At 58.6% G+C, this 24263-nt stretch carries 28 protein-coding genes and 3 pseudogenes; 8 read left to right on the top strand and 23 right to left on the bottom strand.

The features are described from left to right. Positions 1 to 13: 13 nt before the first annotated feature. Positions 14 to 310 (top strand): helix-turn-helix domain-containing protein, encoded by a 297-nt coding sequence (locus AC1D1F_RS14490; RefSeq protein WP_477677908.1) that lies wholly within the window; start codon positions 14 to 16, stop codon positions 308 to 310. On the opposite strand, the gene AC1D1F_RS14485 is transcribed toward AC1D1F_RS14490, so the two are convergent. The 4 genes from AC1D1F_RS14485 to AC1D1F_RS14470 all read right to left on the bottom strand — a co-directional run bounded on the left by AC1D1F_RS14485 (position 219) and on the right by AC1D1F_RS14470 (position 2544). Continuing rightward, positions 219 to 683 (bottom strand): hypothetical protein, encoded by a 465-nt coding sequence (locus tag AC1D1F_RS14485; protein ID WP_477696464.1) that lies wholly within the window; start codon positions 681 to 683, stop codon positions 219 to 221. The two genes, AC1D1F_RS14490 and AC1D1F_RS14485, sit on opposite strands and share 92 nt — an antisense overlap. Before the next feature lie 138 nt (positions 684 to 821). Further along, positions 822 to 1445: an HAD family hydrolase gene (locus AC1D1F_RS14480; RefSeq protein ID WP_477677907.1), complete on the bottom strand. Its 624-nt coding sequence runs from the start codon at positions 1443 to 1445 to the stop codon at positions 822 to 824. 91 nt (positions 1446 to 1536) lie between these two features. Further along, positions 1537 to 1908 carry a hypothetical protein gene (locus AC1D1F_RS14475; RefSeq protein ID WP_477677906.1) on the bottom strand — a complete coding sequence of 124 codons (372 nt, stop codon included), beginning with the start codon at positions 1906 to 1908 and terminating at the stop codon, positions 1537 to 1539. Positions 1909 to 2001: 93 nt separating this feature from the next. After that, positions 2002 to 2544, bottom strand: coding sequence for a DUF2867 domain-containing protein (locus AC1D1F_RS14470; protein ID WP_477677905.1), 543 nt, complete (start codon positions 2542 to 2544; stop codon positions 2002 to 2004). Positions 2545 to 2986: 442 nt separating this feature from the next. On the opposite strand from AC1D1F_RS14470, the pseudogene AC1D1F_RS14465 reads away from it, so the two are divergent. Next, positions 2987 to 3142 (top strand): annotated as a pseudogene (locus AC1D1F_RS14465) (IS21 family transposase); the annotation flags it as partial. Between the two features lie 38 nt (positions 3143 to 3180). On the opposite strand, the gene AC1D1F_RS14460 reads toward AC1D1F_RS14465, so the two are convergent. Together AC1D1F_RS14460 and AC1D1F_RS14455 are read right to left on the bottom strand one after the other, a co-directional pair. Further along, positions 3181 to 3363 carry an Lrp/AsnC ligand binding domain-containing protein gene (locus tag AC1D1F_RS14460; protein WP_477677911.1) on the bottom strand — a complete coding sequence of 61 codons (183 nt, stop codon included), beginning with the start codon at positions 3361 to 3363 and terminating at the stop codon, positions 3181 to 3183. A 141-nt stretch (positions 3364 to 3504) separates the two neighbouring features. Then, positions 3505 to 3639 (bottom strand): annotated as a pseudogene (locus tag AC1D1F_RS14455) (AsnC family protein); the annotation flags it as partial. Positions 3640 to 3759: 120 nt separating this feature from the next. Here AC1D1F_RS14455 and AC1D1F_RS14450 point away from each other — a divergent pair. Continuing rightward, positions 3760 to 4335: an RBBP9/YdeN family alpha/beta hydrolase gene (locus tag AC1D1F_RS14450; protein ID WP_477677904.1), complete on the top strand. Its 576-nt coding sequence runs from the start codon at positions 3760 to 3762 to the stop codon at positions 4333 to 4335. Here the strand turns inward: AC1D1F_RS14450 and AC1D1F_RS14445 are convergent. The 3 genes from AC1D1F_RS14445 to AC1D1F_RS14435 all read right to left on the bottom strand — a co-directional run bounded on the left by AC1D1F_RS14445 (position 4292) and on the right by AC1D1F_RS14435 (position 6697). Beyond that, entirely contained in the window at positions 4292 to 4732 is a 441-nt protein-coding gene (locus AC1D1F_RS14445; RefSeq protein ID WP_477677903.1) for a nuclear transport factor 2 family protein, read from the bottom strand. The genes AC1D1F_RS14450 and AC1D1F_RS14445 overlap by 44 nt on opposite strands. A 220-nt stretch (positions 4733 to 4952) precedes the next feature. Then, on the bottom strand, positions 4953 to 5276 hold the full coding sequence (locus AC1D1F_RS14440; protein ID WP_477677902.1) for a hypothetical protein: 324 nt from the start codon (positions 5274 to 5276) through the stop codon (positions 4953 to 4955). Further along, complete coding sequence (locus AC1D1F_RS14435; RefSeq protein WP_477677901.1) at positions 5273 to 6697, bottom strand: MFS transporter; 1425 nt, start codon at positions 6695 to 6697, stop codon at positions 5273 to 5275. The genes AC1D1F_RS14440 and AC1D1F_RS14435 overlap by 4 nt, the downstream gene beginning before the upstream one ends. A gap of 164 nt (positions 6698 to 6861) precedes the next feature. On the opposite strand from AC1D1F_RS14435, the gene AC1D1F_RS14430 reads away from it, so the two are divergent. The 3 genes from AC1D1F_RS14430 (at position 6862) to AC1D1F_RS14420 (ending at position 8844) form a co-directional block, all read left to right on the top strand. Next, positions 6862 to 7755 (top strand): sigma-70 family RNA polymerase sigma factor, encoded by an 894-nt coding sequence (locus AC1D1F_RS14430; RefSeq protein ID WP_477696454.1) that lies wholly within the window; start codon positions 6862 to 6864, stop codon positions 7753 to 7755. Positions 7756 to 7789: 34 nt separating this feature from the next. Then, positions 7790 to 8200 (top strand): hypothetical protein, encoded by a 411-nt coding sequence (locus AC1D1F_RS14425; protein ID WP_477696453.1) that lies wholly within the window; start codon positions 7790 to 7792, stop codon positions 8198 to 8200. Between the two features lie 164 nt (positions 8201 to 8364). Beyond that, a complete protein-coding gene (locus tag AC1D1F_RS14420) occupies positions 8365 to 8844 on the top strand; it encodes a hypothetical protein (RefSeq protein WP_477678494.1) in 480 nt (159 codons plus the stop codon). 133 nt (positions 8845 to 8977) lie between these two features. Here the strand turns inward: AC1D1F_RS14420 and AC1D1F_RS14415 are convergent, their stop codons facing one another. After that, positions 8978 to 9646, bottom strand: a complete 669-nt coding sequence (locus AC1D1F_RS14415; protein WP_477678493.1) for a TetR/AcrR family transcriptional regulator — start codon at positions 9644 to 9646, stop codon at positions 8978 to 8980. 129 nt (positions 9647 to 9775) lie between these two features. On the opposite strand from AC1D1F_RS14415, the gene AC1D1F_RS14410 reads away from it, so the two are divergent. Further along, the gene (locus AC1D1F_RS14410; protein WP_477678492.1) at positions 9776 to 10435 is read left to right on the top strand and encodes an O-methyltransferase; all 660 of its coding nucleotides are present in this window, start codon (positions 9776 to 9778) and stop codon (positions 10433 to 10435) included. Between the two features lie 378 nt (positions 10436 to 10813). Here AC1D1F_RS14410 and AC1D1F_RS14405 read toward each other — a convergent pair. The 7 genes and pseudogenes from AC1D1F_RS14405 to AC1D1F_RS14375 form a co-directional block, all read right to left on the bottom strand. Beyond that, a pseudogene (locus AC1D1F_RS14405) lies at positions 10814 to 11490 on the bottom strand (energy-coupling factor ABC transporter permease). A 221-nt stretch (positions 11491 to 11711) separates the two neighbouring features. After that, positions 11712 to 12038, bottom strand: coding sequence for a nitrile hydratase accessory protein (locus AC1D1F_RS14400; protein WP_477678491.1), 327 nt, complete (start codon positions 12036 to 12038; stop codon positions 11712 to 11714). A gap of 10 nt (positions 12039 to 12048) precedes the next feature. Further along, positions 12049 to 12678, bottom strand: coding sequence for a nitrile hydratase subunit alpha (gene nthA, locus AC1D1F_RS14395; protein WP_477678490.1), 630 nt, complete (start codon positions 12676 to 12678; stop codon positions 12049 to 12051). Continuing rightward, complete coding sequence (nthB, locus tag AC1D1F_RS14390) at positions 12675 to 13418, bottom strand: nitrile hydratase subunit beta (protein ID WP_477678489.1); 744 nt, start codon at positions 13416 to 13418, stop codon at positions 12675 to 12677. Before nthB ends, nthA begins: the two co-directional genes overlap by 4 nt. Beyond that, the gene (locus tag AC1D1F_RS14385) at positions 13415 to 14392 is read right to left on the bottom strand and encodes a CobW family GTP-binding protein (protein ID WP_477700759.1); all 978 of its coding nucleotides are present in this window, start codon (positions 14390 to 14392) and stop codon (positions 13415 to 13417) included. The genes nthB and AC1D1F_RS14385 overlap by 4 nt, the downstream gene beginning before the upstream one ends. Beyond that, a complete protein-coding gene (locus AC1D1F_RS14380) occupies positions 14389 to 16068 on the bottom strand; it encodes an MFS transporter (RefSeq protein ID WP_477700758.1) in 1680 nt (559 codons plus the stop codon). The genes AC1D1F_RS14385 and AC1D1F_RS14380 overlap by 4 nt, the downstream gene beginning before the upstream one ends. Positions 16069 to 16098: 30 nt before the next feature. Continuing rightward, a complete protein-coding gene (locus tag AC1D1F_RS14375) occupies positions 16099 to 16890 on the bottom strand; it encodes an alpha/beta fold hydrolase (protein WP_477678282.1) in 792 nt (263 codons plus the stop codon). Positions 16891 to 17104: 214 nt separating this feature from the next. Here AC1D1F_RS14375 and AC1D1F_RS14370 point away from each other — a divergent pair, with 214 nt between their 5' ends. After that, positions 17105 to 18478, top strand: coding sequence for a sigma-54 interaction domain-containing protein (locus tag AC1D1F_RS14370; RefSeq protein WP_477696449.1), 1374 nt, complete (start codon positions 17105 to 17107; stop codon positions 18476 to 18478). Between the two features lie 43 nt (positions 18479 to 18521). Here the strand turns inward: AC1D1F_RS14370 and AC1D1F_RS14365 are convergent, their stop codons facing one another. From AC1D1F_RS14365 to AC1D1F_RS14340, 6 genes are all read right to left on the bottom strand, one after another. Then, positions 18522 to 19667 (bottom strand): ABC transporter substrate-binding protein, encoded by a 1146-nt coding sequence (locus AC1D1F_RS14365; protein ID WP_477678280.1) that lies wholly within the window; start codon positions 19665 to 19667, stop codon positions 18522 to 18524. 116 nt (positions 19668 to 19783) lie between these two features. Beyond that, on the bottom strand, positions 19784 to 20752 hold the full coding sequence (locus AC1D1F_RS14360) for a PDR/VanB family oxidoreductase (RefSeq protein ID WP_477696448.1): 969 nt from the start codon (positions 20750 to 20752) through the stop codon (positions 19784 to 19786). After that, a complete protein-coding gene (locus AC1D1F_RS14355; protein ID WP_477679111.1) occupies positions 20749 to 21813 on the bottom strand; it encodes a Rieske 2Fe-2S domain-containing protein in 1065 nt (354 codons plus the stop codon). The genes AC1D1F_RS14360 and AC1D1F_RS14355 overlap by 4 nt, the downstream gene beginning before the upstream one ends. A 160-nt stretch (positions 21814 to 21973) precedes the next feature. Beyond that, positions 21974 to 23047 carry a maleylacetate reductase gene (locus AC1D1F_RS14350; RefSeq protein ID WP_477696447.1) on the bottom strand — a complete coding sequence of 358 codons (1074 nt, stop codon included), beginning with the start codon at positions 23045 to 23047 and terminating at the stop codon, positions 21974 to 21976. Next, complete coding sequence (locus AC1D1F_RS14345; protein ID WP_477678094.1) at positions 23047 to 23355, bottom strand: Dabb family protein; 309 nt, start codon at positions 23353 to 23355, stop codon at positions 23047 to 23049. Before AC1D1F_RS14345 ends, AC1D1F_RS14350 begins: the two co-directional genes overlap by 1 nt. Then, positions 23352 to 24254, bottom strand: coding sequence for an intradiol ring-cleavage dioxygenase (locus tag AC1D1F_RS14340; RefSeq protein ID WP_477678095.1), 903 nt, complete (start codon positions 24252 to 24254; stop codon positions 23352 to 23354). Before AC1D1F_RS14340 ends, AC1D1F_RS14345 begins: the two co-directional genes overlap by 4 nt. Between the last annotated feature and the right edge of the window lie 9 nt (positions 24255 to 24263).

Here is a 24263-nt window from a genome sequence, read left to right as displayed (position 1 = left end):
GGGGAACACCGAAGTGGATATCGAGGAACTGCGGACGTTCGTGGAAGTTTCTGATGCGCGGGGGAATTTCGCCCCCGCACTCCGGCTCGGCGTTGCCAGGTCAATCGTCGGTCGCCGGCTCTTTCGGCTTGAAGCGGAACTGGGTGTTCAGTTGCTTGCGCGATCCATCCGCGGAGCAGCCTGTCAAGTTTCGAGTCGAGGTGACCCGCTTTTTCGCCTCACCTGGTCCCCGCAACGCTTTCTACGGCCTGGAACACGTGTTCCTTTAACAGGCTTTCTGCCTCCTGCGCCTGTTGCGGTGAGAGCTTGAAGTGTATGTAGGCCGACTGAATTCTCCTGGTCACGTCTTGGCGGATCTTGTCCGGGTCGATGTTGTGATTGCGGCGATACCCTTCGGACAGCAGCGAGTAGAAGCCAGCAGTGGACATCGAGACGTAATAGTCGATCACCAGGCAAGCTTCCACTTCTTCATCGTAGCTTGTCTTCGTTCGCAGAAGACTGGCGCGGCACTCATTCGTCTTTGTAATTGCCGCGGCATTCCCCTCCTCGCGCTGCAACTTCCAGGTGCTCACCGCCGTTGCGCGCACGGCCTCGATCCTCCGCTCAGGAGAAAGGCTTATCTGCCCATGCGCGTGGGGCACCTGGAGAGCGAATAAAGCAGAGAGGACAGTAATTACTCGCATAAAGGCATGACCTTGGAGGGTTGTGTAAATAGATTCATGCGACTGCTCCTGTGAGCGCTAACGTTTGACACGAGGCTCGGCCCGGCTTGCCGGGACAAGTCCTCTCGATGGAAGGCTTGAGCGTCTCGCACATTGTGCTCAGTCACCTATGAACACGCCATAACCGGCTAACTGGCGCTGAAGCTCAGACGCGCCGTTTGCGCCAAAGAAGACCATGGCGTTTAACCCCGCCTGCTTTGCAGCCTCAACGTTTTCGGCCCTATCGTCCAGGAATAGCACGGCGCTTGCATCGCAGCCGAGCTGTGCAACGACTTTCTCGAAGAAGGCAAGCTTGGGTTTGGCTACGCCAACGGCGCACGAATAGAACTCGGTGTCGAATAGAGACCTGTAGTTCAGCCCTTCGGACATATGCTTTGCGCGAGAGGTCTGCTGGTTGCTCCCGATGTGGCACCGGATGCCCGAGCGGCGAATGGACTGGACGGACTGCATGACATCCTGGTGAATTTCGATTGCATGGATAACGCTCAGTGCTTCGGAGAGAAAGCCTGGCCGGCCCCACTTTGCGAGCACTGCCTCGAGCCGCTCAGTGAAACCGCCGTCGGCTTCGAGCACTTCGGTTTCGGCTTCAAATACGTCAGTCAGGACGGCTTTGGCTTGCGTCTCATCTTCGAGCTTGAGAACGGACTGAAACGCAGGTTGCCAGTGCCTCGTGGCGTACTGGAGAACGCCATCAGCATCAAAGAGGATGTTTTCTATGGCCACGAAACACCCGGAGACTTGGCTGGACGAGTAGCCCGCGAAGCAGGCGGACGCCGTAAAGCGTCCGTGTTGACTGAATGGCGAGAACTCTGCGTCACCCAGCCTCCGAGGCGGCACCGCGCCGACTGCCGAGTTCGAGCAAGGCAGCGGCGGCAACGACAAGCCACAGGTAGAGCGGGGACAACACCAGAAGGTACAGACACCCTTCTCCGAATTCGATGGCAAAGCACGTGAACGGTGGGCCGGCCTGTAGCAGGGCTGGAAACACGGCCAATACCGCTGCAATTAAACCTCGCCGGGAACGCCATGCCACCACGGCAACGAATACATAGGGGCCGAGCAAAACAACAGCCCACAGAAGACTCCCTGCATTGAACTCGAAGAGAAAATAGGACCGATAAATGCTCCACGCCATAGCCAGGCCGCCAGCCAAGGCGGGAAGAACCAAGAGCAATTGGCGTTGCATCGCTGTGTTCTGGCGTTTGACTTAAGCGGACCGCCGCAGGCAGGTCCGCTTGAAGGAAGGATTAAGCCTCAGCGGACAACACATGGCATTCCCCTACGCATTTGCCTTGGGCCACCCGACGTTTGCAGCACGGCGAAGACTGGCTTTCACAACCTGGCGATGGAAGGGAGCAATGGCCGACAAATAGGTTCGGCCCAAAAGGTTGTGACAGTGAACGACGGTTGACAGGGTCACTTGGTTACCCGTATTTGGCGGCGAGCCTGGCGTACAAAGAATTGACAACCGGAAATCAAGGTGCTTGTCGTTCTCGCCTAGAACAACCTCGGTTTCGCCAGTGCTGAAGACCCTGAAGATGCTGATGCGAGGGGCCGTGGCGTCACTGGAAAGGGTTGCGAGGTGTTTGGCGGTCTTCAGGCCAAATCCTGCAACGATTGCATCCCGGAGGCCGGTGAGCGCTCCGATCCAGGATGGCTGCACCGAGAAGATGAATCGGGCCAAGACATCAGGATTTGTAGAGGCGTCAGAAGGAAGTTGAATCGAAAACGCGTCCGCGAGATTCACCGACTTGAATGCAGTAGCGACGGCAGACTGCGATGGGAGGGCAACCTGCTCTACTAGGGTGAATTTGCTTGGCATGGATGGACCTTCTGAGCCTGACGCAATGTATACCGAAAGGTCCGAGGTACAACATCGTGCCTGCGGTATAACCTGGCCGCTGAAACCCCAGCCAGGTGCTTGCTGTTAAAGGGCTTATTGTTCATTTTGGGTTTCGTTCAGGTCGAAAAAAAACACCCAACCCCGCAAACCAATTCTAGACGGACAGTCTGCTTATCGCCTCCTCAATATGGATGAGCGCGGCCCAAACAGCCGATTCCTTTGTGTTTGACCATCGCTACTCATAAACCGGCCCGGCTGCACCCTTGGGTGCCAGGCACTGCGCTTGGGGCGGCGTTCGCAAGATGAACTCTACTTTTGTTGAGCTCCATCGAAATTTGTCCCACTTAGCGCAGTAATTTTCATCCAAAACTGCCCCACGTAAGCACTACCCTGCTTGTTTTAAAAGCAGGGGAAATTAGGAGTGATAGACGTGACGACATTGAATGTCATCAGACGTTGGGCATTGCGGGATCAGATGTCCATCCGCGGGATTTCAAGGTGTACAAGTCTGACTCGCAACACAGTGAAGAAGCACCTACGATCAGAGGAGAGCAAGCCCAAGTACCCAAGGCGGGTCAAGATCGATGGAAAATTCGGGTCAGGCTTCAGCGGAATTCAACACTTAGGAGCTCGAACTATCTTCATTGGATAGCTCGCAAGCACGACGGCCGTGGACACGGCGCCAAGCGCCGCGAGTGCGTCAATCGTTTGTTCCAGTTCCTGCATTTCCGAGGCCACCACACGCACGACGAAGCAGTCTTCCCCCGTAATGCGGTGCGCATCAATCACCTCCGGCATGGCAGCAAAAGCCTTCAAGCAGACCGGTATTTGAGCGTGCGTGGTACGTATGCGAATGACGGCGGAGGTCGGGTATCCCGACAGGCGCAGATTGATCCTCGCGGAATATCCTTCAATCACCCCAGCCTCCTCGAGACGCCTAATGCGTGCAGTGACGGCCGGTTGCGACAGTCCGACCTGCATGCCTAGTTCGGTGTTCTTGATGCGCGCATTGAGTTGCAGCGCCTCCAGAATCTTCCAGTCCAGCTTGTCGAGATCTGCCTGCTTTGGTTTCATTTGCATGAGAGGAAAAATTCAATTGGTTTGGAAAATTGAAGTACTCATTTCCTTGGATTGTCTATGGTGACATATCTCATTCATTTCTAAACTGGGTGCTTTTACATAGGTGCTTGAAAAATGACATCTCCTGTTCTGATCGTTCCCGGGATTGGGAATTCCGGCCCCTCACACTGGCAAAGTCTCTGGCAGGAAAAGGGACCTGAGTGGCATCGACTACAAGTCAAAGACTGGGATCACGTTGTGTGCGATGACTGGGTTTCGGCCATCAGCCGGCAGGTCGCGTCCCTAGGGCCTGACACCCTCATCGTGGCGCACAGTCTGGGCTGCCTGACAGTGATTCACTGGGCTGCACGGGAAGAAAAAAAGATCAGGGGAGCCCTACTGGTATCCGTACCCGATCCCACCTCGCAAGTTTTCCCTGTATCAGCGGTCGGCTTCTCGCCCGTGCCATTGAAAGAGTTGCCTTTCCCCAGTACGGTTGTTGCAAGCACGAATGATCCGTATGGAAGCACGCCGTACGCAAGCGCCTGTTCGAAGGCCTGGGGAAGCGACTATTTCGAAGTTGGGCCGCGCGGGCACTTGAATTCCGAAAGCGGTCTTGGTGACTGGCCTGCCGGGAGCAAGTTGCTTAAGCGATTCGCTGTCGTTCTCACTGCGGCGCCGACTTCTCAAGTTCCAGGTTTCCCTCGATGAACTTGAGCTTGAAGACAAGCCGGGAGATGCGCCATCTGTCCGGGAACTGTTGCAACTGCAATTCGTAGGTGCCCACGAAGATGCGGCTCTTCAGGCCGATTGCCTTTCCCCGGTGGTGGAAGGCCACGCCGTGGCATCTGACAAGCGCCTGATTACCACTGACCTCGGTTCGTAGGTTGCCAATCTGGTGGTGAACGTGGTCGAGCGGCTTGAATCCGGCAGCCCATGCCTGGGCCACCTGGTTTGGCGTCATTTCGGCCGGCGTTCCACCGACCATGGAGCTCATGTCGAGCGTAAAGGGGCTGGTAAAGCAATTCTCCAGCGCCGGCCAGTCTCGTTCGTCGGTGGCAACAAACATCTGGACGACGACGTCCTCGACTGCCAGGCGTGTGGCCAAGTCAGATGCAGACAGAGTGAGAGACATATGGAACCTCCGGGTGAACGCGCCGCATCTTGTGGCGCTTAGCGACCTTCCGCAGCCATTTGAACATTGTCGTACTTCAGATAAATTGTGATTCCGATTGGCATAATTTTTCTCGCTTGAACTGGTTTTAGAACGCAATCTACAAAAAAAGTGTGGGTGAAACGCCATATCCCACGCAGGAATCGATGACCGTTCAGGATGGGGCTGCAACGTCCACGAGTTCGTCGTACCGTCCGAGCGGCTTCACCTCCATCTGTACCGGCGGTTCCACACACCTGTCTTTGATCCCCGCCAGGAAAGTTTTGAACGTGTCCAGCTTCATCAGGGGACTGTCGTCCGGCCCGCCTTCGCGGGTGGCGATGTGCATGAAGCTCAAGCCGTCGCCCATACGGAATGATTGATATTGCAGACCACTGGGCTTCTCGCGCGCCAGTTGAGCGAACACCTGCTCGATGAGCCGCTGATTCTCGTCGGCGAACTCCGGCATCACCTTGTAGCGCACCACCACTGTCTTCATGATTTCACTCCTTGTATCGCCGTATCAACCTGGGTTGCGCGCGGCTTCAGCCGCAAACCCACCACCGCGCCGGCCAGCGAAAGCGCCGCGGTGACCCACAGCGCCACGGCAAAGCCGGCGCCGAATTCCTGCGGGCTGGCGTAGCCGCCCGCGCGCGTAAACACCGCCACGACCAACGCGACGCCGAACACGCCGCCTAGTTGCCGCAGGGTGTTGAACAAACCCGCCGCCTTGCCTATGTCGGGCGGCTCGACCGCGCCCAGCACCGCGCTTTGAACTGCGGGCATGGCCATTGAGATGCCGCCACCGGCAAGCGCAAGCGGCAGCACCCACATCCAGTAGCCGGCGTCGGCGCGCACCAGCGCCGCCAGCCACACCATGCCGGCTGCCTGCAGGCCCAGTCCGACGACGACCAATGCCTTTTCGCCGACGCGCTTGACCATAGCACCCGCCACCGGCGCTACCAGGAACAAAGTCGCCGTCCAGGGCAGCATGCTCGCGCCGGCGGCCAGCGGCGAGCGGTGCCACACGACCTGGAAAAACTGCGCCATGAAGAACAGCGTGCCCATCAGTGAGGCCGTCAACAAGAAAGCGATCGTGAGCCCCGCCGCCAACACAGGGGAGCGGAACAGACGCGGCGGCACCATCGCATCCCACGCGCGCGATCGTTGCGACGCCACGAACAGCGCACCCAGCACCGCCCCAGCCCCCAAGGACAGCAGCACCTGCGTGCTGCCCCAGCCATCGCGATTGCCGCGCACCCCGCCCCACACCAGGCCGAGCAATGACGCCGTCATCAGCGCAGCGCCCAGGATGTCCAGCTGCGGCGCTGCGGCCTTGCCCTCGGGTACCTTGGCCAGCATCAGCCAGGCCACCACCAGCGCCACCGGCAGGTTGATCCAGAAGATCCACTGCCACGCGAGCCCGTGCACGATGGCGCCGCCGATGAGCGGCCCCGACAGCACCGCCAGCCCGGTGATGCCGCTGAACAAGCCCAGCGCCCTGGCCCGCTGCGCCGGCGGGAAGGTCGCGCCCAGCAGCGCCATGCCAATCGGCATCAGCAGCGCCGCGCCAAGGCCCTGCACCGCCCGCGCGGCGATCAACCAGCCGGTGCCGGGCGCCAGCGCGCAGGCGGCCGACGCCAGCGCGAACAGCGCCAGCCCCGCCACGTACATGCGGCGCCGCCCGAACCGGTCGCCCAGTGCCGCGCCTGTCATCAGCAGCGCGGCAAAACTGAAGGTGTAGGCGTTGACCGTCCACTCCAGCGCCTCCACCGACGCCGACAGGTCGTGCCGCAGCGTGTCCAGCGCCGTGGTCACCACCATGGCGTCCAGCGCCGCCATGAAGGAGCCGGCCGCGGCCAGCGCCAGCACCCAGCGCTGGGTGCCCGTGAATCCCGTAGATTGATGGGTGTCTTGCATCTGCTTGTATCCTTTCGTGTTGCATGGCTGTAAAGACGAAGGGCGGGGGCGCAACGATCCGGAAATATTTTTCGTCCGCATCGCATCCTTTCACCTTTGCCAAACGTCTTCCCTGATCGCCATTGCGGGCTCGGCCCGCCATGTCCCCCTCACCAAAGGCTCCTATGCTCCCCACCAAGCTTCCCGACCCGCCTATACCCGACCCCGACTTCCCCCAGTTGATGGCCCAGCTGCGCGCCCGCCTGCACCGCTACTGCGCACGAATGACGGGTTCGATGCTGGACGGCGAAGACGTGGTGCAGGAAACGCTGATCAAGGCCAACGGGAGCTACGACGCGCAGGCCGTGCAGAACGTGGAAGCGTGGCTGTTTCGCATCGCGCACAACGCGGCCATGGACTTCCTGCGGCGCAAATCGCGCGAGCAGGCGATGTTTGCCGACGAAGACGTGGACACAATCGCGGACAAGCAGGCCGAGTCCGCCGACCGCCGCCATGTGGCCACCGCGGCCTTGCGCACCTTCATGCGCCTTGCGCCCGCGCAGCGCAGCACCGTCATCCTGGCCGACGTGCTGGGTTACGCCCTCGAAGAAGCGGCCGGCGTGATGGGCACCACCGTGCCGGCCGTCAAGGCGGCGCTGCACCGCGGCCGCGCGCGCTTGCGCGAGCTGGCCGGGCAACCCGACGACGCGGCTTCGCCGCCCAGCCTGTCACCGCAAGACCAGGCCCTGCTGGCCGCCTATGCCGAGCGCTTCAACGCCAGGGACTTCGATGGCCTGCGCGAGATGCTGGGTCAGGACGTGAAGCTGGACCTGGTGGCTCGCCGCAAGCCGATGCAGGCGCGCGGTGGGGAGTACTTCACGAATTACGCAGCCAAGACGTACGGGCTGCGCATAACACCCATCAACGTGGAGGGCCGGCCAGGACTGTGGGTGGATACCGAGGAGGACGAAGGTGCAGGGGCGCCGGGGTACCTGGTGGTGCTGGAATTTGCGGAGGGGAAAGTGATGGGGATCCGGGATTTCCGGTATGCGCGATGGGTGGGAGAAAGGTTGTACTGAATTGGCATCCCGACGGGATATCAGGTGCGATACCATGCCCCAAGTGAAGAGGGCGGGCGTTATGCAAATTGTCGGGATCGTTTTAGCGATAGGTGTTGGACTTGTGAGTTGGCCGGCAGCGTTAGCACTGGGTGGATGGGGTTCTCCCCTGCGCGCTGTGGATTCACTTTTACTCTGGGCTCCCATTGTTGGCGCGGCAGCACCCATCGCTTTACTCCTATTTGTAAAAGGGGCGAAGGTGTCGGGGGCGTGGGTGGTGGCGTTGGCTCCGCTCCTCGGTGTGCTGAATACGCTTTGGAGTGTCGATCTCTATACGTCTTACCTTGGGCCCAGCCTTGCATCGTCTGACCCAATCCCGTGGGCATTCATGGTTTTTTCTGCCATGTGGCTGCTGCCCTGGCTGTATGTCATCAATGCATTGAGGAAGAAAGACAGCCTCGCTTGAACTTGTCGAATTGCGCCGAGGTTCGAACCCGTCTGCCGCGGACCTTGCGCTATAAATTGCGTTAAGCTCACGGAAAGACACTATGACAGGACGCGGCATCGCCGCGAATGTTGCCGGTCCAGCCATCTTCGCGTTAAGCGACAAATCCTTCCTCGAAGCATTACATGTTCTTTGACTTTCCATCGTTTTCGCTGGTGATGTTCGTCATTTTTCACGGCGTTGCCTTTGGAGCCGGTCTGTACGAGCAGCGAATCGTCGTTCCGCGCTGGATGGGAATTTCTCCCGGGGGTGCACGCTATCTTCATCCAGAGGCGATGCGAGCCGACGATTCCGGGCGCCGTTTCTGGGGCTTTGTCAGCACCGGACCCCTGAGTCTTTTGACGCTCATCAATTGCTATTTTGCATTCGCGAGTACGGGGCCCGTCCGTACCCTTTGGCTCGCTGCATGTGCGGTGACGCTGGTCGAGCGAATATTCACATTCGCCTTCTTTATTCCCAAAGCAATAGGGCTCATGCGCGGCGATGACTCGCCAACTGGGACGGCCCTGCGCACCGCAGCAAAATGGCGCTCACTCAACTGGCTCCGCTTGGTGCTCTCGCTTGCAGGTTGGCTACTTGCACTTCTTGCGTACGGCGCTCGCTGATACACACCTGATATAAATATCGCCACTGCACCTTACCCTTGGTCCCGGTTGCCAGTTGAATTCCGTCGAAATCTGATCCCCTCAAATCAGAATTCAACAGCATAGCTTGCGATTTAACATTGGGCGGTCTGCTTCATCCACCATTCCGCCCACTCGGGGGGCGTTTCGACTCAGCGGCACGCAAATGCTTGAGGTAGGCGCAGAACATGTCGGCCATTGCGTCCGCGTAGACCTTGATCTCTGCGTTTGTGCGGCTGCTTTCCGAAAAGTCCTTTCCGGCAGCGCTGAGAGTGGCGGTAATCAGATCGCCGGCCAGCACACGAGTTACCTGCGGCGCCTTGGGCAGCGCCTCCCGCATGAAGGCTTGAATAATTCGGTCTCCCGACGCCTTCGCCGCGTGTGCTTCAGGCGCCTCGCGGTAGAGCGGTGCAGCGTCACTGAGCGCCACCCGCATTCCAGCCTCGTCACACTCTGATCGAATGAAGGCGTGAACCAGTGCCCGCAGCCTTTCAAGCGGCGCCTTCTGAACATCCTTCAGGATGCTGCTCAGCATGTCTGTCGTCTGCTGCCACTCGTCGCTTTGCAGCCGGAATAGGATCGCCGCCTTATTTGGGAAGTACTGGTACACCGAGCCGACACTAACTCCAGCTTTTTCCGCGACGCGCGCTGTCGTGAATCGATGTGCTCCTTCCTTGGCCAGAACCTGAGTGGCCGCTTCCAGAATTGCAGCGACGAGTTCAGTCGAGCGGGCCTGCTTGGGCTGTTTTCTCGAGGAAATCTGAGGGATCTGGCGGTCAGTCATGGCGGCGTGGCGTGTCCAAAAATAATGCGAATAGCAAATGCGAGGAATTCATCGTATTCTATGAATGCGACGAATTGATCGCATTTTATCGCGCGTTACGTAACGCTCACCCCCAGATTGGACACTTCAATGATTGCAACACTTACCTCTCCCCCGCTCGCCCCGTTGTTGGACAGACTGTTCGCGCAGGCCGATGCCGCCACCAGCCCGGCAATGGCAGGCGTTTCGCGTGAAGAGCGAGAACGCCTGATGCAAAGCAAGACGGAATATTTGAGTTTGTATGGGCTTCTGAAAGATTTATGGCTTCCGGTCTCGCGCGAAACCGGCGCACTGCTTTATATGCTGGCGCGCAATGCCAATGCTGCAAACATCGTCGAGTTTGGCACCTCGTTTGGTATTTCAACTCTGCACCTGGCTGCGGCACTGCGTGACAACGGTGGCGGCAACCTGATCAGCACTGAATTTGAGCCCTCTAAAGTGGCGCGGGCGCGGGAACATCTCGCCGAGGGCGGCCTGGCCGACTTGGTGGAAATCCGCGAGGGCGACGCACTGAATACCCTCGCGACCGATCTCCCCGAAAACATCGATCTGCTGCTGCTCGACGGAGCCAAGGCGCTTTACAGCGACATCCTGGATCTGGTGGGGAACCGCCTTTTGCCGGGTGCGCTGATCGTGGCCGACAACGCCGACCAGAGCCCGGACTACCTAACCCGGATGCGTTCGCCCGGCAGTGGCTACCTGTCCGTGTCGTTCGGCGAGGACGTGGAGTTGTCGATGCGGCTTGGCTAAGTCAACAACGCGTAGTGGGAATCCTCGCAATGGCACCATCGAGCTGCCGAATCTCCGACAGACCTTATTCCCACGGAACACGCTTGATTGTCATGAATAAAGTCCGTCGGAGAATTCCTCTAAGAGGAATGCCTTTCGATTACTTTTCCTGCCGTTTTTAACCTAGCAAAGTCCGTCGAAGTTTTCCGGGCTGCGCAAGAATTTTCGACAACTAAATGAAGTACGTCGAACACATCGCATTGATACGCCTTTACTTGCATTCGGGCGGCGATTTTCGGCGGTCAGCCGAGAGCATCTTGGACTTACGGCACATACCAGTCCAAGTTATTGTCCGCATCCCCCTCTGGTCAGACTTCAGCGGTATTCAACAAACTTTGATCAGATTGCGCGGTACAACCGCTTTTCCACCAACACCGTGCCTTGCAGCCGACGCCAAGCCTTGGCTGCTGCTAACACGCCGAGGTCTACCAGAGGCTCAACAAGCACGACGGCCATGTACGCCGCGCCAAAGCTGGCAATTTGGTTCAGGTTTTCAATACCGACACCGCGGCCATACAACGCCCAGAAGCCGACCCAGACCACAATACCGCCTTGATAGGCGACAGAGAGCTTGAACGCTTGCATGTATCCGATGTCAACATAAGCCAGCTCTTCCGGAATGATACGGCGCGCCAAGGCAGCAGTGGCAAACAAAGGCACCAGCAGGTAGTGACATTCATGCCGTATTGGGGAATGTCCTGAGGTTCGAAGAACAGGCCTTGGATCAACAAGCCGGCCGCGAGGCTGATGCAGGCAGGCGCCACACCAAAAACCAGCATCAACGTGGTACCCAGAATCAAATGCACTTCGGAACCCCCGACAGGATGATGAGGCAGTAGCTCAAAAAAGCTGAACACCAGCGCCGCGGCAATCGCAGAGCGCAGCAGCAAGGCGACAATGCCCTCATTCTTCAACATATCCAGCGCGAGCTTGGCGGTGTAGGCGAGCGCTGCCGCTGCAGTCCCGTAGCTCATAAGTATTTTGGTGCCGTCAACGAGACCGGGTTCGATGTGCATGGTGTATTTCCTCAACTAGCTAAAGACTCGCGCCAGCATCCCCGCCAGCGCCTGAGCATTACGACCGCGCGGCCGTTGCAGGCCGCGCGTTCACCTTGTTGGCCGGTATCCGGGCTGACGGAGCAAACTTCCATCGCCTTCCCAGGCTCGTGTTCAAAACTATGAGTCACGATCAAAGGCCAACGGCCATCGTTGCGTTACAACCTTTGGGCCGGTGCCTGCTAACTATCCAGTGCTTTGGTAACCTCGCCTATGGATGTCAACTGTTGTAGCTGAAGAACATTGAGCAGCGCCTCGAGAAACCGCTCGTAGTAATCCCACGGTGGCTGCGCTGAACAATCGAGTTGTTCCCAGTTTCCGATCGAGTGAATCAGTTGCTGGCGAAAATCCTCCCATTCGAAATGGCCCTCCTTGGACACCGCAAGCGCCAATCCAAAAAGCTGGCGTTGCCACTCCTGGCTGAAGTGCAACTTGCCATTGCTATGAGGTGGTGCATCAGCTTGCCCAAGCATGCGGGATGCGGCGTACTCTTCGAAGCGGGTAAACATCGCGTGAGCCTCAGATTGTCTTGGGCGCTTGTACCAGTGCGACGCCCATCATCGACTCGGGAGTGACCAGCGCAGCCAGCGCTTCCTCGCTTAAGCCTTCGGTATTGGCCGGCCGTTCCGGTATGACGAACCAGCGAATTTGCGCGCTGCTGTCCCACACCCGCACTTCAGCGCCTTCATTCACCGGAACGCCGAACTCGCGCAAGACCGCACGTGGCTCGCGCACGCCACGGGCGCGGAAAACCGGATCCTTGTACCAGTAGGGCGGCAAACCGAGCAGGGGCCACGGGTAGCAAGAGCAAAGCGTGCAAATGATGAGGTTGTGCACGCCGGGGACGTTCGCCACCGCTGCCATGTGTTCGCCCTCGGCTCCCGTCATGCCCTGCGGCAGTTGCAGCTCGGCGATAGCCTTGGGCGTATCGGCGAGCAAGCGCTCCTTGTAAGTGGGGTCGGTCCACGCCCGTGCGACGACGCGCGCGCCGTTGAAGGGGCCGGCGACCTTCTCGAAGTGCTCGAGCACGGCATCGACTGAGTCGCTGCCGATCACGCCTTTTTCGATCAGAAGGGTCTCCAGTGCGCGGACCTTTGCGGCGTTCGCCGCTTCGCGTTCCTCGTTGTACTTGAACAGGTCGTCGCTCATAGTCCTTCTCTCAGGTAAGCCTCGAAGAGGTCCGCATAAATCGTCGTGTTTGGCTCGGACATACCGGGCCCCCAGATGTCCTCAGCAGCAAACGCTACGCGGTACACCGGCATGGGTGCGCCAATCCCGTCGGGCCCTGTCGAGCAGAAGTACCCGAAAGCCCCTGAATACACCTCCATGACGGTACCCCGCTTGTTGCGCAGGTAGCCGGGTAGCCGGGTATGTTCCACTGCCGGCGGGTCGCCCACCCGAACCAGCTGGCGCTGGACGAACCGCGGTGCGTCGGGCAGCGTTCGAAGGGGAGAATCGCCGCGCAGCAGGTAGTCGACGATCTGTTGCTTGATGGGCTCGCTGGGCCTATCGGGCAGCGGTGCACCTGGCTCGGCGCTGTAATGCGCTGTCGCACGCGCCAGCTCGTCGCTGTTGAAGTAGCCTTTATCGACGAAGAACTGGGTGATGCCCATCAGCCACTTCTCGTAATAGCGGAACTTAAAGTACTCGAAAGGCTGCATCGCCTCGGCACCGGAGCGCAGCGACGCCCAGGTCCACGTTTCCTTGAACGTGGTCGGCAATGCAGCCACCGGATACTTCGGCAATGCGTCTGCAAGATGTGCACTTTCGGCCATCATTACGGTGTGGATGCCGAAAATCCGCTTTTCCCATTCCTGCACAAAAACGCGGATTTCTAGGCTGACAGGCCCGAGGTTTTCGAGGCCGCCCAGAGTGTGTTGAAGTTTCATGGTGTGGCACCATTTTGGCTAGAGGCAACGCAACCGAGGAATCCGTCGCGCAGCGAATCCACGTCCAGATTCCGTCCAATGAACACCAGCCGACTGCGGCGCGGCTCTCCAGGTCGCCAGCCGCGACCCGGCCGGGCATCGAGCAGCATGTGAACGCTGTGAAAGTGGAACTGCCGTGCCTCGCCTCGCAGGTTCAGAACGCCCTTGCTTCGCATCAACCGGGCACCCGACTGTTGGACCAGTTGGTTCATCCAGCGATTGAACCGCTCTGCGTCAATGGCCTCATCGGTCTCGATGCTGTATGAGCCGATCGAGGTGTCGTGCTCGTGGTTGTGCTCGTCTTCCAGGAGATCGGGCTCGACCGACAGCACGTTCGCCAGGGAAAACCGCTTCGTGCCGAGCAGTTCACCCACCGGGATCCGCGCGTGTTCAGCCCGGACCAGGTGCGCAGCGGGGTTCAGCAGACGTAACTCGCGCTCGAGCCTCTTCACTGCTTCACCATCGACCGTCTCGATCTTGTTGAGCATGACGACGTCAGCAAAAGCTATTTGCTCACGCACAATATCGTCGCCGAGATGGAGTAGAAGATGGTGTGCATCGGCAACGGTAATGACCGATTCAAGTTCCACGCGCTCCAACATGGCCGCATCGGCGAGAAAACTCTGCAATACCGGAGCCGGGTCGGCCAGACCGGAGGTTTCGATGATCAGGCGATCGACCGGCCGGCCGGCACGCTGGAGCAGATCGTTGACCGCCACTGCCAGGTCCTTGCGCACCGTGCAGCAGATGCAACCATTGGTGATCTCGATAAGCGGCCGATCATCGGCGACGATCAGTTCCCCGTCGATGCCAACCTCGCCAAACTCGTTGACGATGACGCCGATGAAAGCGTCATGGCACTGATCTAGCAGGTGGTTTACGAGTGTCGTCTTACCGGCACCCAGAAAGCCGGTGATGATCGTGACGGGAATCATCCGGCTTGACGTTTCGAAGCTGCCAGAGCTGCGGCAGGATGGGGATTTTCCGCCGATGTAACCGGCTCGCGCATGTCCAGTCCGTGGCGATCACGAATGAAAATCGCCCCCACAACCAAAGTGATCAGCGACACAGCAACCGTGTAGAGAAGGCCGTGGAAGATGTCGCCACTGCCTACCACCATTGCCGTCGCCACGAAAGGCGCGAAGCCACCGATCCAGCCATTCCCGAATTGCAGTGCCACCGAGACGCCGCTATAGCGAACCTGTGTTGGAAACTGTTCAACGAGGAACGCACCCATCGGGCCATACACCATGGTCGAGAGGAAAATCAGCCCGAACAGCATCAGCACAATCATGGGCGCATTCACGCGGGCTGGATCGGCGACCAGCGGCATGCCGCGCTCAACCAGCACGCGACGTACCACGGCTTCGTCAAAACCGGGCAATGTTATTTCGCCAATCACGAGCCGCAGTTCGCCTTGCTGCTGCTGCAACGTATATGGAATACCTTGCGCGGCCAGGAATGAGCGGGCGCGCGTGCACGGCTTGGTCGCCTTTGGCTGAAAGAGTTGACCGACAAATGATTGTTCCTCACGACAGTCGCTACCCTCAATGACGACATGAGTCCGAGCGCGGAACTCTTCCAGCGCTGGATTCCCGTATTTGGCCATGCCCTGGAAGAGAGGCACGAACAGCAATGCAGACAGCAGACAGCCCGTCAGCATGATCCACTTTCGACCAACCAGATCTGAAAGCCAGCCGAAAAGCACGAAGAACGGTGTGGCCAGCACGAGAGCGATCGTGAGGTAGCCATAGGCAGATTGAGCGGGCAGCTTCAGCATGGTGGTGAGGAACTGCAGGCTGTAGAAGTGCGCCGTATACCAGATGACGGCTTGTCCTGCCACTGCACCGAAAATCGTCACCAGCACAATGCGTAGAGTGCGCGAATTTCCGAAAATGTCTTTGATCGGATTTCGCGAGCCCTTTCCGTGCGCCTTCATCTCGAGAAATATCGGCGACTCCTCCAGCCGCATACGCACATAAAGCGAATACGCGAGCAACCCCAACGACAGCACGAACGGCACACGCCATCCCCAAGAGGCAAAGGACTCTGCGGACAACGACGATCGCAGTACCAGGATCACAGTCAGAGAGGCGAGCAGCCCGAGGGTTCCAGTGATCTGCAGCCAACTCGTCGTGAAGCCGCGATGCCGCGGATCTGCGTGCTCCGCGATGTAAGTGACAGCGCCGCCGAACTCTCCGCCGATCGCCAGGCCCTGCACCAGCCGCAGCAGGACCAAAATCGCCGGGGCGGCCCAGCCGATGGTCTCGAACGTGGGGAGGAAGCCGATGGTCGCGGTGGCCAGGCCCATGATCATCATTGTCACAAGAAAGGTTTTCTTGCGTCCAACCAGGTCACCCAAGCGTCCGAAGACGATTGCACCGAAGGGCCTCAACACGAAGCCTGCGCCAAAGGTCGCGAGCGACGCGAGAATGGCTGCGGATTCGTTGCCCTTGGGAAAGAACAATCCGCTGAAGAACACTGCGAGGCTACCGTAGATGAAGAAGTCATACCACTCGAACACGGTGCCGAGTGCGGCGGCGAAGACCACGCGGCGCGTTTCACGGGGGGTCCCTGGCGTTGCGGGGGATGCGTTTATGTTTGTTGTCATGTCCATACTCCTAGATGTATGGCGGTGCCGTCAGGCACCGCTCCGCTTGTCGATACGCGCAATGAAGTCGCGCAGGATGGCGTTAAAACGCTCGGGTTGCTCCAGCATCGGGAAGTGCGCAGCGGCGGGGACCAGCTGCAGTATGGCACCAGGAATACCGGCCGCGAGTGCCTGGGATTGCGCAGGTGGCGTGATGGCATCCTCTTCGCCGCAGACGACGAGCGTCGGCAAAGTCAGATGCTCAAGCTCCTCACGGCTGTCAGCCTCGTTGAGTGAAACGATGGCTTCGCGCGCGACGAAATTTGGAGTCTGTGCGACCTGTTCGCGAGCGAACGCCACCAGTTCGGGCGATGCGGCTGAGCCGAACGAGCGATCGATCACCGCCTGGCTTGCGGCGACGATACCGAGGCGATCAATCGCCTCCAGCACATTCTTCACGCGGACGTCAGGACCGAGTCCGTGCGGCGTTGCACCCACTAGCACCAGGGCGCGCAGGCGGTCTCCGTGCGTGAGTGCGAACCGTTGGGAAATCGTGCCGCCCATTGAGAGCCCCACGAGAATCACGTCTTTGAGGTCTAACTTGTCAAACAGCAACACCAAATCGGCCACGAAGGCGTCAATTGTGTAACGGCGAGTCTGCGGACGCGCCGAGCGACCATGCCCAGGCAAGTCCAGTATCACCAATCGGTGATCCCGCGCGAACTCGCCGATTTGCTCGCGCCAGAACTCACCCGTTGTGGTGAAGCCGTGACAAAACACGAGCGTCGGGCCTTGGCCCGCCACCCGCACATGCATGTCTCCGATAGAAAAATTATTGTCCATGTGCATTTCCAGTTGGGGAATCGAACGCCCCACGTAGTCAAGCGCGAGGCGGGCTTACTCAGCAAACCTGATGCCAAGGCGCGTTTCCCGTCGACATGAACGCGCAAGCTGTTGATTTGTTGGAAGAAATTCCCCTTCCAGTCCTGCTTGACGCGGCAGAATATTGGCTGTAATCTCAAAATAGAGTCTCTAAATCTCATTATTGATACAAGTTATGCCTTTTCCAGAATGGTTTGGCTCCGGCCAGAATGAAGCTGAGCTACTGCGCCGCGTGCTGGATCACGTGTCCGACTGTCTCGTCGCGGTGGATACCGAAGGGCGCGTCGTGCTGATCAACGCGCCGTATTGCCGCCTGCTGGGCGGTTCACCCGGGGATTTCATTGGCCGGCACATCACCGATGTCGTGTCGCCAAAGACTCGGCTCCATCATGTTGCGCGGGGCGACACAACCGTGACCATGATGACGCTGGAAGTCCACGGCCACCAGCTGCTGGCGCGCCAGGTGCCTGTCTACCAGGACGAACGGATCATCGGCGCAGTGGGCCTCGCTCTGTTCTCCGATATGGCTGCGCTGAAAAAGGCGGTTGCCGTTGCTGCGGACGGCGACCGTGCCATTCACAGCTCGCCCACACCGTGGACCGCGCGGCACAAGCTCGCGGACATCTTGGGACGCGGAGCAAGAATGCATGCAGTGCGGGCAGCCATTGAACAGGCTGCCCCGCTGTCGTTGCCGGTGCTAGTGCAGGGCGAGACTGGAAGCGGAAAAGAACTGGCAGCCAGCGCCATCCACGCCCTGTCACCGCGAGCTCGGCGACCATTCGTATGGGTCAACTGTGCCTCGATTCCGGAGTCGCTGATTGATGCAGAACTTTTCGGCTACGAAGGCGGCGCCTTCACCGGAGCCCGAACTCGCGGAAAACCGGGCAAGTTCGAACTGGCGAGCGGGGGCACGCTATTCCTCGATGAGATCGGTGACATGCCACTGAGCCTGCAGGCCAGTCTTCTGCATGCTGTTCAGAATCAGGAGATCGTTCGAGTCGGTGGCGTTTCGCCGATTCCGATCGATACGCGAGTTGTTTGCGCCACCCATCGCGACCTGCAGGCCCGCGTAGATGCCGGCCAGTTTAGAGCTGATCTGTATTACCGGCTGAACGTACTCGGCGTGCGCATGCCCGCTTTACGTGAGCGCGATGACCTTGAATGGATGATCGAGCAACTGCTTGATCGCATGGCGCGACGAGAGGGTCTGCCAGGTCGCCGGATGCCACCAACGGTTCGCGCGCGATGGCTGGCCTTTGACTGGCCGGGCAACGTGCGCCAGTTGGAAGCAGCCGTGTTGCGCTTCCTGATTTCCGGCGATACCGAGCTGCCGGCTGGACGGCCAGCAAGGCGACTGGGGGATAACGCTGAAATGGGTGGAGCCTCGATAACGACCACTTTGCAGGCACATTTGGATCGCGAGCGCGACGCCTATATACGAAAGGCGCTCGCGGAGACCGCGGGGGACAAGGACGAGGCTGCGCGCCGACTCGACATAAGCCGGGCAACTTTGTATCGCGAGCTTCGGCGCTCGCCTGCATCGACATGAGGAAACTAGTGTGGGTAGCTCCGCACACAATTTGAACCACCAATCACCGCAATATACTCCGCTGCCGCCCAATAATCATTGTGTCGACAAAAGACGAGCCACTGCGGTTGCCGGGGCCATAAGTAACACGAAAATCTTCTGTCAGCGGAAAATTCGTCATGGATTCCAGAGTCGAAACCAGTTTTTCCCGCTGTAGCGATGGCGTTAATTGCAGTGTTTTGATCATCAGCTTGGCGGATAGAAAGCCCTCCATCCCCAAGAACGAAGCCGACTCCTTGGAGAAGCGTTTTACCAGCTCCACGTACTCGGACGACCCAACGCTGCGAGTGTTGTAGGGATACGGCACAGGCTGGGTAAACCGCAATCCGATGGCATTGTCACCAAGCAGCGAAATGGCCATCTCAGGAGAGACCACTGATAGCACTGTCGTGACAGGCAAGATAATGCCCTTCTCTTTTGCCTGGGTGACGAAGGCAGCCAGAGCTGGTGCGCTGCCCCCAAAAATCAGGGCGGCGGGACGCTGTTTTTCAATGCCCAGGAGTGTTTGAGTAAAGTCGGGCTTGGCCGAGGGTGGAAAAGGAGCCTCTACAAGCGGAACGAGCTTCTGGCGCGCCAAAGTCGTCGTCACACCACTAAGCGCCGCTCGGCCTTGCCCGTCGTCCTGATAGACCACGCCCCAGCTGCGCACGCCTGTAGTTGTCCCGATCTCGACGGCACTTGAGGCCTCATGAGCGAAGCTGGATCGAACAATAAACACGTAGCGATTGCCTGGGTCTTTCACAATCGGTGCGCCCGAAACGGCACCAATAAGAGGAATCTTGTTTTCGTTAGCGAACTTTGACACCTCAATAATCCCAGGTGTTCCCATAAAACCAAACAAGGCTAGGGCGCCCTGATCAACCAGCTTTCGGGCATTTTGGACCACAAGTTCCTTGTCAAACTTGTCGTCCAAAATCAATAGCTGAATCCGCCGGCCATGAATGCCTCCAGAAGCATTCACCGATTCGAAAAGAATTCGCGCCCCTTCTCGAAACTGTTGTGCATTGATACTGGCGACCCCCGTAAACGGAAGCGACATTCCAAGCACAATATTAGGCGGATCAATGGCTATGGCATGTTGAGCAATGCCAAACAATGACAGACCTGCACCAAGTGTCGAAGCCTGATTTAGAAAAGTCCTGCGATCCATGGTTCACCTCATTTCGGTTTGCTTTAAAAGTGAGTGCATTGGTGCCAAACCGCCAGACCGGCTCCCGCGCTCACCATTCAGCGGGACGATTTCGAACTACCTGGAATGAACGCGAATTACAGATCCAGCACGAGCATCGGCGTCACAGCGCGCGAACAGCACGGCATAAACTGGTCATTCGCGGCTTGCTCCTCAGTTGTGAGATACATGTCACGGTGTTCAGGCACACCCTCTAGTACGCGTGTGAGGCAAGTTCCGCACACTCCTTGCTCACACGACGTCTGCACCTCGATTCCAGCCGCCTTCAACGCTTCAACGACGGTTTTATCCTTGGGCACGTTCACGACTTTCCCCGAGCTCGCCAGCTTTACCTCGAAACTGCCATCCGCGTCCGACCTCGCAACATCACCGGAAAAGAACTCGTAGTGCAGCTGTGATTCGGGCCAACCCTTGGCTCTGGCCGTCTGAAGCACGGCGTCCATAAAGCCTTTAGGTCCGCATACGTAAAGATGAGTCCCAACCTGGTGGGTGGCGAGCAATGCCCCGATATCGAGTTTTTGCTCTGGTTCCCCATCGTCAAAATGGAAGTGCGCATGGGCCGCGAACGGGGACGATTGGATTCGTCGCAAGAACGCAGTCCGGTTGCGCTCTCGCGTGCAGTAATGCATCTCGAATTTTTCGCTCGCAATGGCCAACCGCTCAGCCATACACAGAATGGGCGTGACACCGATACCGCCCGCCAACAGAACGCTGTGCTTTGCCGCATGCGAGAGGGCGAAATGGTTCTTGGGCACGCTGATGCGCAGCAGGTCTCCCTCTTGAACGATCTCATGCATCGCCCTTGACCCACCCCGCGACTTCGGGTCCTTAAGAACACCGATTAGATAGCGATGGCGCTCGGAAGAATCGTTGCACAGTGAGTATTGCCTTGTGACTCCACCCGGAATCTGGACGTCGATATGTGAGCCTGCCGAGAAAGCCGGCAATGCCTGCTGTGGGTCCGCACTAGCCAGCTCCAACACGCAGATGTCAACAGCTTCGGTCCATTTGCGCGCCACTTGCACGGTTAGATTTAGCTCACTCATGGCGAGGAGTCTGAAACCGAATCCACTCCACGAGCCGACTTGGCTTCTTTTGCAAGAAGTTCCTCGAGAACTCGCTTCATGCGGACGGGACCGCTGTCGACATTGAACAGGACCGGCTTGCGTTTGAGCAGCTCCTCGATGCCCAACATGTCTTGCATCGCCTCCATCATGGGTTCGTCCTGTCCCTGAAACGCATGCAATCTCAGCTTGGCGATTTCGGCCTCAAACTCCTGGTCCGCTTCGCTAATCGGCTTGCGAACGATGCCCACGTGATAGTGCGTGGTCGTTTCGGTCTCGGCTGCCAGGATGTGGATGCCCATGTAGCCCGCCCCATCTTCCCGGGTATCCCCCGGCGCATGGCAACCAACATCGAGCAGAAAGCACGATGGTGGATCCCAGCGCATGATGTTCCAGAAGTCCACGTTCTTTTTGTCACGACGGAACATTAGATCGAAGACCTGCGGCACCGGAACATCACGCGACCAGCGCTCGCAACTTACAGTTCGGCCGTCCTGCCTGACTTTGATCTCGGCATTCGCATGCTCCGGCGTGGCCAGCAATCCCGCATGCAGAAAGGATGCATGACTTAGATCCATGACGTTATTCGAGATCAACTCGACATTCACGTTCATCGTGAAATGGTCACGGTGACGGGACAGGCCATCGCCGTCCACCATGACAGAGAAATCGGGGATCAGACTCTCATCAGGCGGCTGGTCGCCCATCCAGACCCACAGCATCGTGTGCTTTTCGACAACCGGGTAGGTCGGCACTTTCATTGCCTCTGGAATAGCGCCCGGGGTGTTTGGATTGTGCACACACTGGCCCTCAGTGTTGAACTCGAGGCCGTGGTAGCCGCAGCGAATGCGGTCGCCCGTCTTGCAGCCGAGGTGCAATGGCGCGAACCGGTGCGGGCACACATTCGACATGACAACCGGTGTTCCGTCCTCCCGCCTTGTGAAAAGCAATGGCTCGTTGATGATCTTGCGATAAAGCAAGGTCTCGGAGGTGATGTCCTTTGCCCAAGATCCCGCATACCAGGCATTTCGTAAAAATTTCATCTTCAATCCTTCTGGCGTGACCTAACCGCCTCAACACCTGAACTAACACTCATATAGGAAACATTTCTGGTAGCCACCACAGAAAAAATTCATCACCAGGCAAATGCCCTCTTTGCCAGAACATGGGCTTGTGCATTGATTTCATGTGACTTCATACCGATCAGCCCCTGGGATTGACGCCGTCGAACGCATCTTGCAAAAGCGCACGAATCGCATCACGCTGCAGTGGTCGCGGGTTCCAGTAGGGGTTGGCGCATGCGATATCGGCAGCGCGATCCAGGTCTGCCTCACGCATGCCGATCTGACGCAGGGCTACCGGTGCGCCACATTCCGCAGCCAATTCACGCAGGCCCTGCGGAGCCGAGGACTGTCCCAAGGCGCTCGCAATACGATGCATGGCCTCGGGTGCGGCGACTTCGTTATAGGCAAGCACATGCGGCAGCATGACAGTGTGCGTTTCCGCATGCGGCAGATTGAAGCTGCCTCCAAGCGTGTGGCACAGCTTGTGATGCAGCGCCATCCCCACCGATCCGAGCACCGTGCCGCAGAGCCAAGCTCCATACTGCGCATTGCCACGCGCCTCCCGATTAGCCGGCTCCCTGACAATGATCGGTAGTGCAGAGGCGATTGCGCGTATGCCTTCTTGAGCCATCAGGCTCATGACGGGATTACGATCTTGCGCATACAAGCCCTCGGCTGCGTGCGCCATCGCGTTGAACGCACTCGTGACAGACATCCCGACGGGTAGCGAGAGGGTGAGCTCAGCGTCATACAGCACCGTCCGGGGCAGCACACGCATGTCAGTTCCCGTACGCTTCAGGCCTCCTTCCGTAACGCCGAAAATCGGTGTTACCTCACTGCCCGCATAAGTGGTCGGGATTGCAAGAATGGGAATCTGAAACTCCGGCGACGATTCCAGTGCAATCGCCTTTCCAAGGCCGATGGTGGATCCACCACCGATAGCGATCGCGCAGTCCGCACGCAATTGCCTGGCGACGGCAATTGCCTTCTTCGCAATTTCCACCGGAACATGCATGGCGGCTTCATCAAAAATGCCTGCCGCCGTAGCTCCAAGTCGATGAGCCACGGCCTCGGCTTGGTAGCGCTGTTCCGGGGTGCAAAGAACGATGGCGCGTTTTGCACCAAGAAGTGCAACTTCGCGTTCGAGATGACGGAGAGCCCCGGCGCCGAAAATGACCCGCGCTGGCCTTCCGGTATAGATGAAATCGTCCATCAGGGATGCTCCACCACGTAATCCACCTGGTGGCGTGCAGTGCGCAGGTCGCCAAGAGCATCACGCACGCGCAGGTGCTCGGGGTGAATTCCATAGGCTACAAGCGCGTCCCGCGAATCGAACTCTGAAAGCAAGACTACATCGCAGGCATAGTCGACGGCACTCTCATCGAACCCTATTTCTATTCGACTCATTCCTGGGATCCTGCCGCGCAGGCCTTCAAAGGCAGTCTTGACACGCTCACGGGCGATCCGCTGCTCATCGGCTGTGTCGCCGCGCAGCTTCCACATGACGATATGCCGGATCATGGCTGCAGTCCCTTGTTCGCGCCTTGCTCCGCGGTTGCCGCGGTTCGGTGCAAAACGAAGTCATATTCCAGCGTGTAGAACGGGACGGTGGAAACCGAGCCGTCCGGCGCCGGCCCTGGCGCGTGCTTCACCCAATCGCTGATCAATGAAGACCGAACGCCAAATACGGCGTCCGAATCCAGATACGGATCCTCACTGCGAAACACATGCGTGATCAAGCGGTCGTATCCGGCGGCCTCGACCATGAAATGCAGGTGGGCTGGGCGCCACGGATGTCGCCCCACGTGAGCCAGCATCTTTCCGACGGGACCGTCGTGCGGGATGGGGTAAGGAACGGCTAATACTGATCGGAAGTCGAAGCTTCCGTCCGGCCTGCAGCGAAGCCGTGCACGTGCACGGTGCTCGTGATGCCCGGTGTATTGCACGTCGTAGAACCCGTCTGCATCCGATTGCCACACATCGATTTGCGCCTGCGCCACGGGAACACCATCCAGGCCACGAACGGTACCGCGGACGAAGCACGGTTCTCCTATGGCTCCGTTTGCGATGTCAGCGCCGTTGTCCACCAGCGGCGCGCCTTCGACGTAAAAAGGGCCGAATACCGTTGATTCGGTGCATCCCGCTGGACGCGCATTGTTCTGCGCCATTACGAGCATGGAGAGCCCAAGGGTGTCGGATAAAAGGATGAACTCCTGCCGTTTCTCGTCGGTGATGTGCCCGGCATCGGTGAGAAACTGGATCGCGGAGAACCATTCGGCCTCCGTGAGATGCACGTCGCGCGCGAACGCGTGGAGGTGTTGCACAAGCCCTGTGAGGATTGTGCGCAGTCTTTCATCCTTGCAGTTTCCAAACGATTCGATTACTGCTTGCGTGATGGTGTTTTCATCGATATTGCGCATTGCTATCTC

This window comes from Polaromonas sp. P1_H6 (genome assembly GCF_056405195.1).
Note: the sequence above shows the minus strand (reverse complement) of the source record. Positions and strands in the feature narration are given on the sequence as shown.

Excerpts from the sequence above, each read along its gene's own strand:
- AC1D1F_RS14485 (WP_477696464.1), bottom strand. The coding sequence starts at position 683 with ATGCGAGTAATTACTGTCCTCTCTGCTTTATTCGCTCTCCAGGTGCCC.
- AC1D1F_RS14380 (WP_477700758.1), bottom strand. The coding sequence starts at position 16,068 with ATGACAACAAACATAAACGCATCCCCCGCAACGCCAGGGACCCCCCGT.
- AC1D1F_RS14360 (WP_477696448.1), bottom strand. The coding sequence starts at position 20,752 with ATGAGTGAGCTAAATCTAACCGTGCAAGTGGCGCGCAAATGGACCGAA.
- AC1D1F_RS14355 (WP_477679111.1), bottom strand. The coding sequence starts at position 21,813 with ATGAAATTTTTACGAAATGCCTGGTATGCGGGATCTTGGGCAAAGGAC.
- nthB (WP_477678489.1), bottom strand. The coding sequence starts at position 13,418 with ATGAAACTTCAACACACTCTGGGCGGCCTCGAAAACCTCGGGCCTGTC.
- AC1D1F_RS14440 (WP_477677902.1), bottom strand. The coding sequence starts at position 5,276 with ATGAAGACAGTGGTGGTGCGCTACAAGGTGATGCCGGAGTTCGCCGAC.
- AC1D1F_RS14410 (WP_477678492.1), top strand. The coding sequence starts at position 9,776 with ATGATTGCAACACTTACCTCTCCCCCGCTCGCCCCGTTGTTGGACAGA.
- AC1D1F_RS14470 (WP_477677905.1), bottom strand. The coding sequence starts at position 2,544 with ATGCCAAGCAAATTCACCCTAGTAGAGCAGGTTGCCCTCCCATCGCAG.
- AC1D1F_RS14365 (WP_477678280.1), bottom strand. The coding sequence starts at position 19,667 with ATGGATCGCAGGACTTTTCTAAATCAGGCTTCGACACTTGGTGCAGGT.
- AC1D1F_RS14430 (WP_477696454.1), top strand. The coding sequence starts at position 6,862 with ATGCTCCCCACCAAGCTTCCCGACCCGCCTATACCCGACCCCGACTTC.
- AC1D1F_RS14340 (WP_477678095.1), bottom strand. The coding sequence starts at position 24,254 with ATGCGCAATATCGATGAAAACACCATCACGCAAGCAGTAATCGAATCG.
- AC1D1F_RS14450 (WP_477677904.1), top strand. The coding sequence starts at position 3,760 with ATGACATCTCCTGTTCTGATCGTTCCCGGGATTGGGAATTCCGGCCCC.
- AC1D1F_RS14350 (WP_477696447.1), bottom strand. The coding sequence starts at position 23,047 with ATGGACGATTTCATCTATACCGGAAGGCCAGCGCGGGTCATTTTCGGC.
- AC1D1F_RS14400 (WP_477678491.1), bottom strand. The coding sequence starts at position 12,038 with ATGTTTACCCGCTTCGAAGAGTACGCCGCATCCCGCATGCTTGGGCAA.
- AC1D1F_RS14420 (WP_477678494.1), top strand. The coding sequence starts at position 8,365 with ATGTTCTTTGACTTTCCATCGTTTTCGCTGGTGATGTTCGTCATTTTT.
- nthA (WP_477678490.1), bottom strand. The coding sequence starts at position 12,678 with ATGAGCGACGACCTGTTCAAGTACAACGAGGAACGCGAAGCGGCGAAC.
- AC1D1F_RS14370 (WP_477696449.1), top strand. The coding sequence starts at position 17,105 with ATGCCTTTTCCAGAATGGTTTGGCTCCGGCCAGAATGAAGCTGAGCTA.
- AC1D1F_RS14375 (WP_477678282.1), bottom strand. The coding sequence starts at position 16,890 with ATGGACAATAATTTTTCTATCGGAGACATGCATGTGCGGGTGGCGGGC.
- AC1D1F_RS14460 (WP_477677911.1), bottom strand. The coding sequence starts at position 3,363 with ATGCCGGAGGTGATTGATGCGCACCGCATTACGGGGGAAGACTGCTTC.
- AC1D1F_RS14425 (WP_477696453.1), top strand. The coding sequence starts at position 7,790 with ATGCCCCAAGTGAAGAGGGCGGGCGTTATGCAAATTGTCGGGATCGTT.
- AC1D1F_RS14385 (WP_477700759.1), bottom strand. The coding sequence starts at position 14,392 with ATGATTCCCGTCACGATCATCACCGGCTTTCTGGGTGCCGGTAAGACG.
- AC1D1F_RS14345 (WP_477678094.1), bottom strand. The coding sequence starts at position 23,355 with ATGATCCGGCATATCGTCATGTGGAAGCTGCGCGGCGACACAGCCGAT.
- AC1D1F_RS14475 (WP_477677906.1), bottom strand. The coding sequence starts at position 1,908 with ATGCAACGCCAATTGCTCTTGGTTCTTCCCGCCTTGGCTGGCGGCCTG.
- AC1D1F_RS14435 (WP_477677901.1), bottom strand. The coding sequence starts at position 6,697 with ATGCAAGACACCCATCAATCTACGGGATTCACGGGCACCCAGCGCTGG.
- AC1D1F_RS14415 (WP_477678493.1), bottom strand. The coding sequence starts at position 9,646 with ATGACTGACCGCCAGATCCCTCAGATTTCCTCGAGAAAACAGCCCAAG.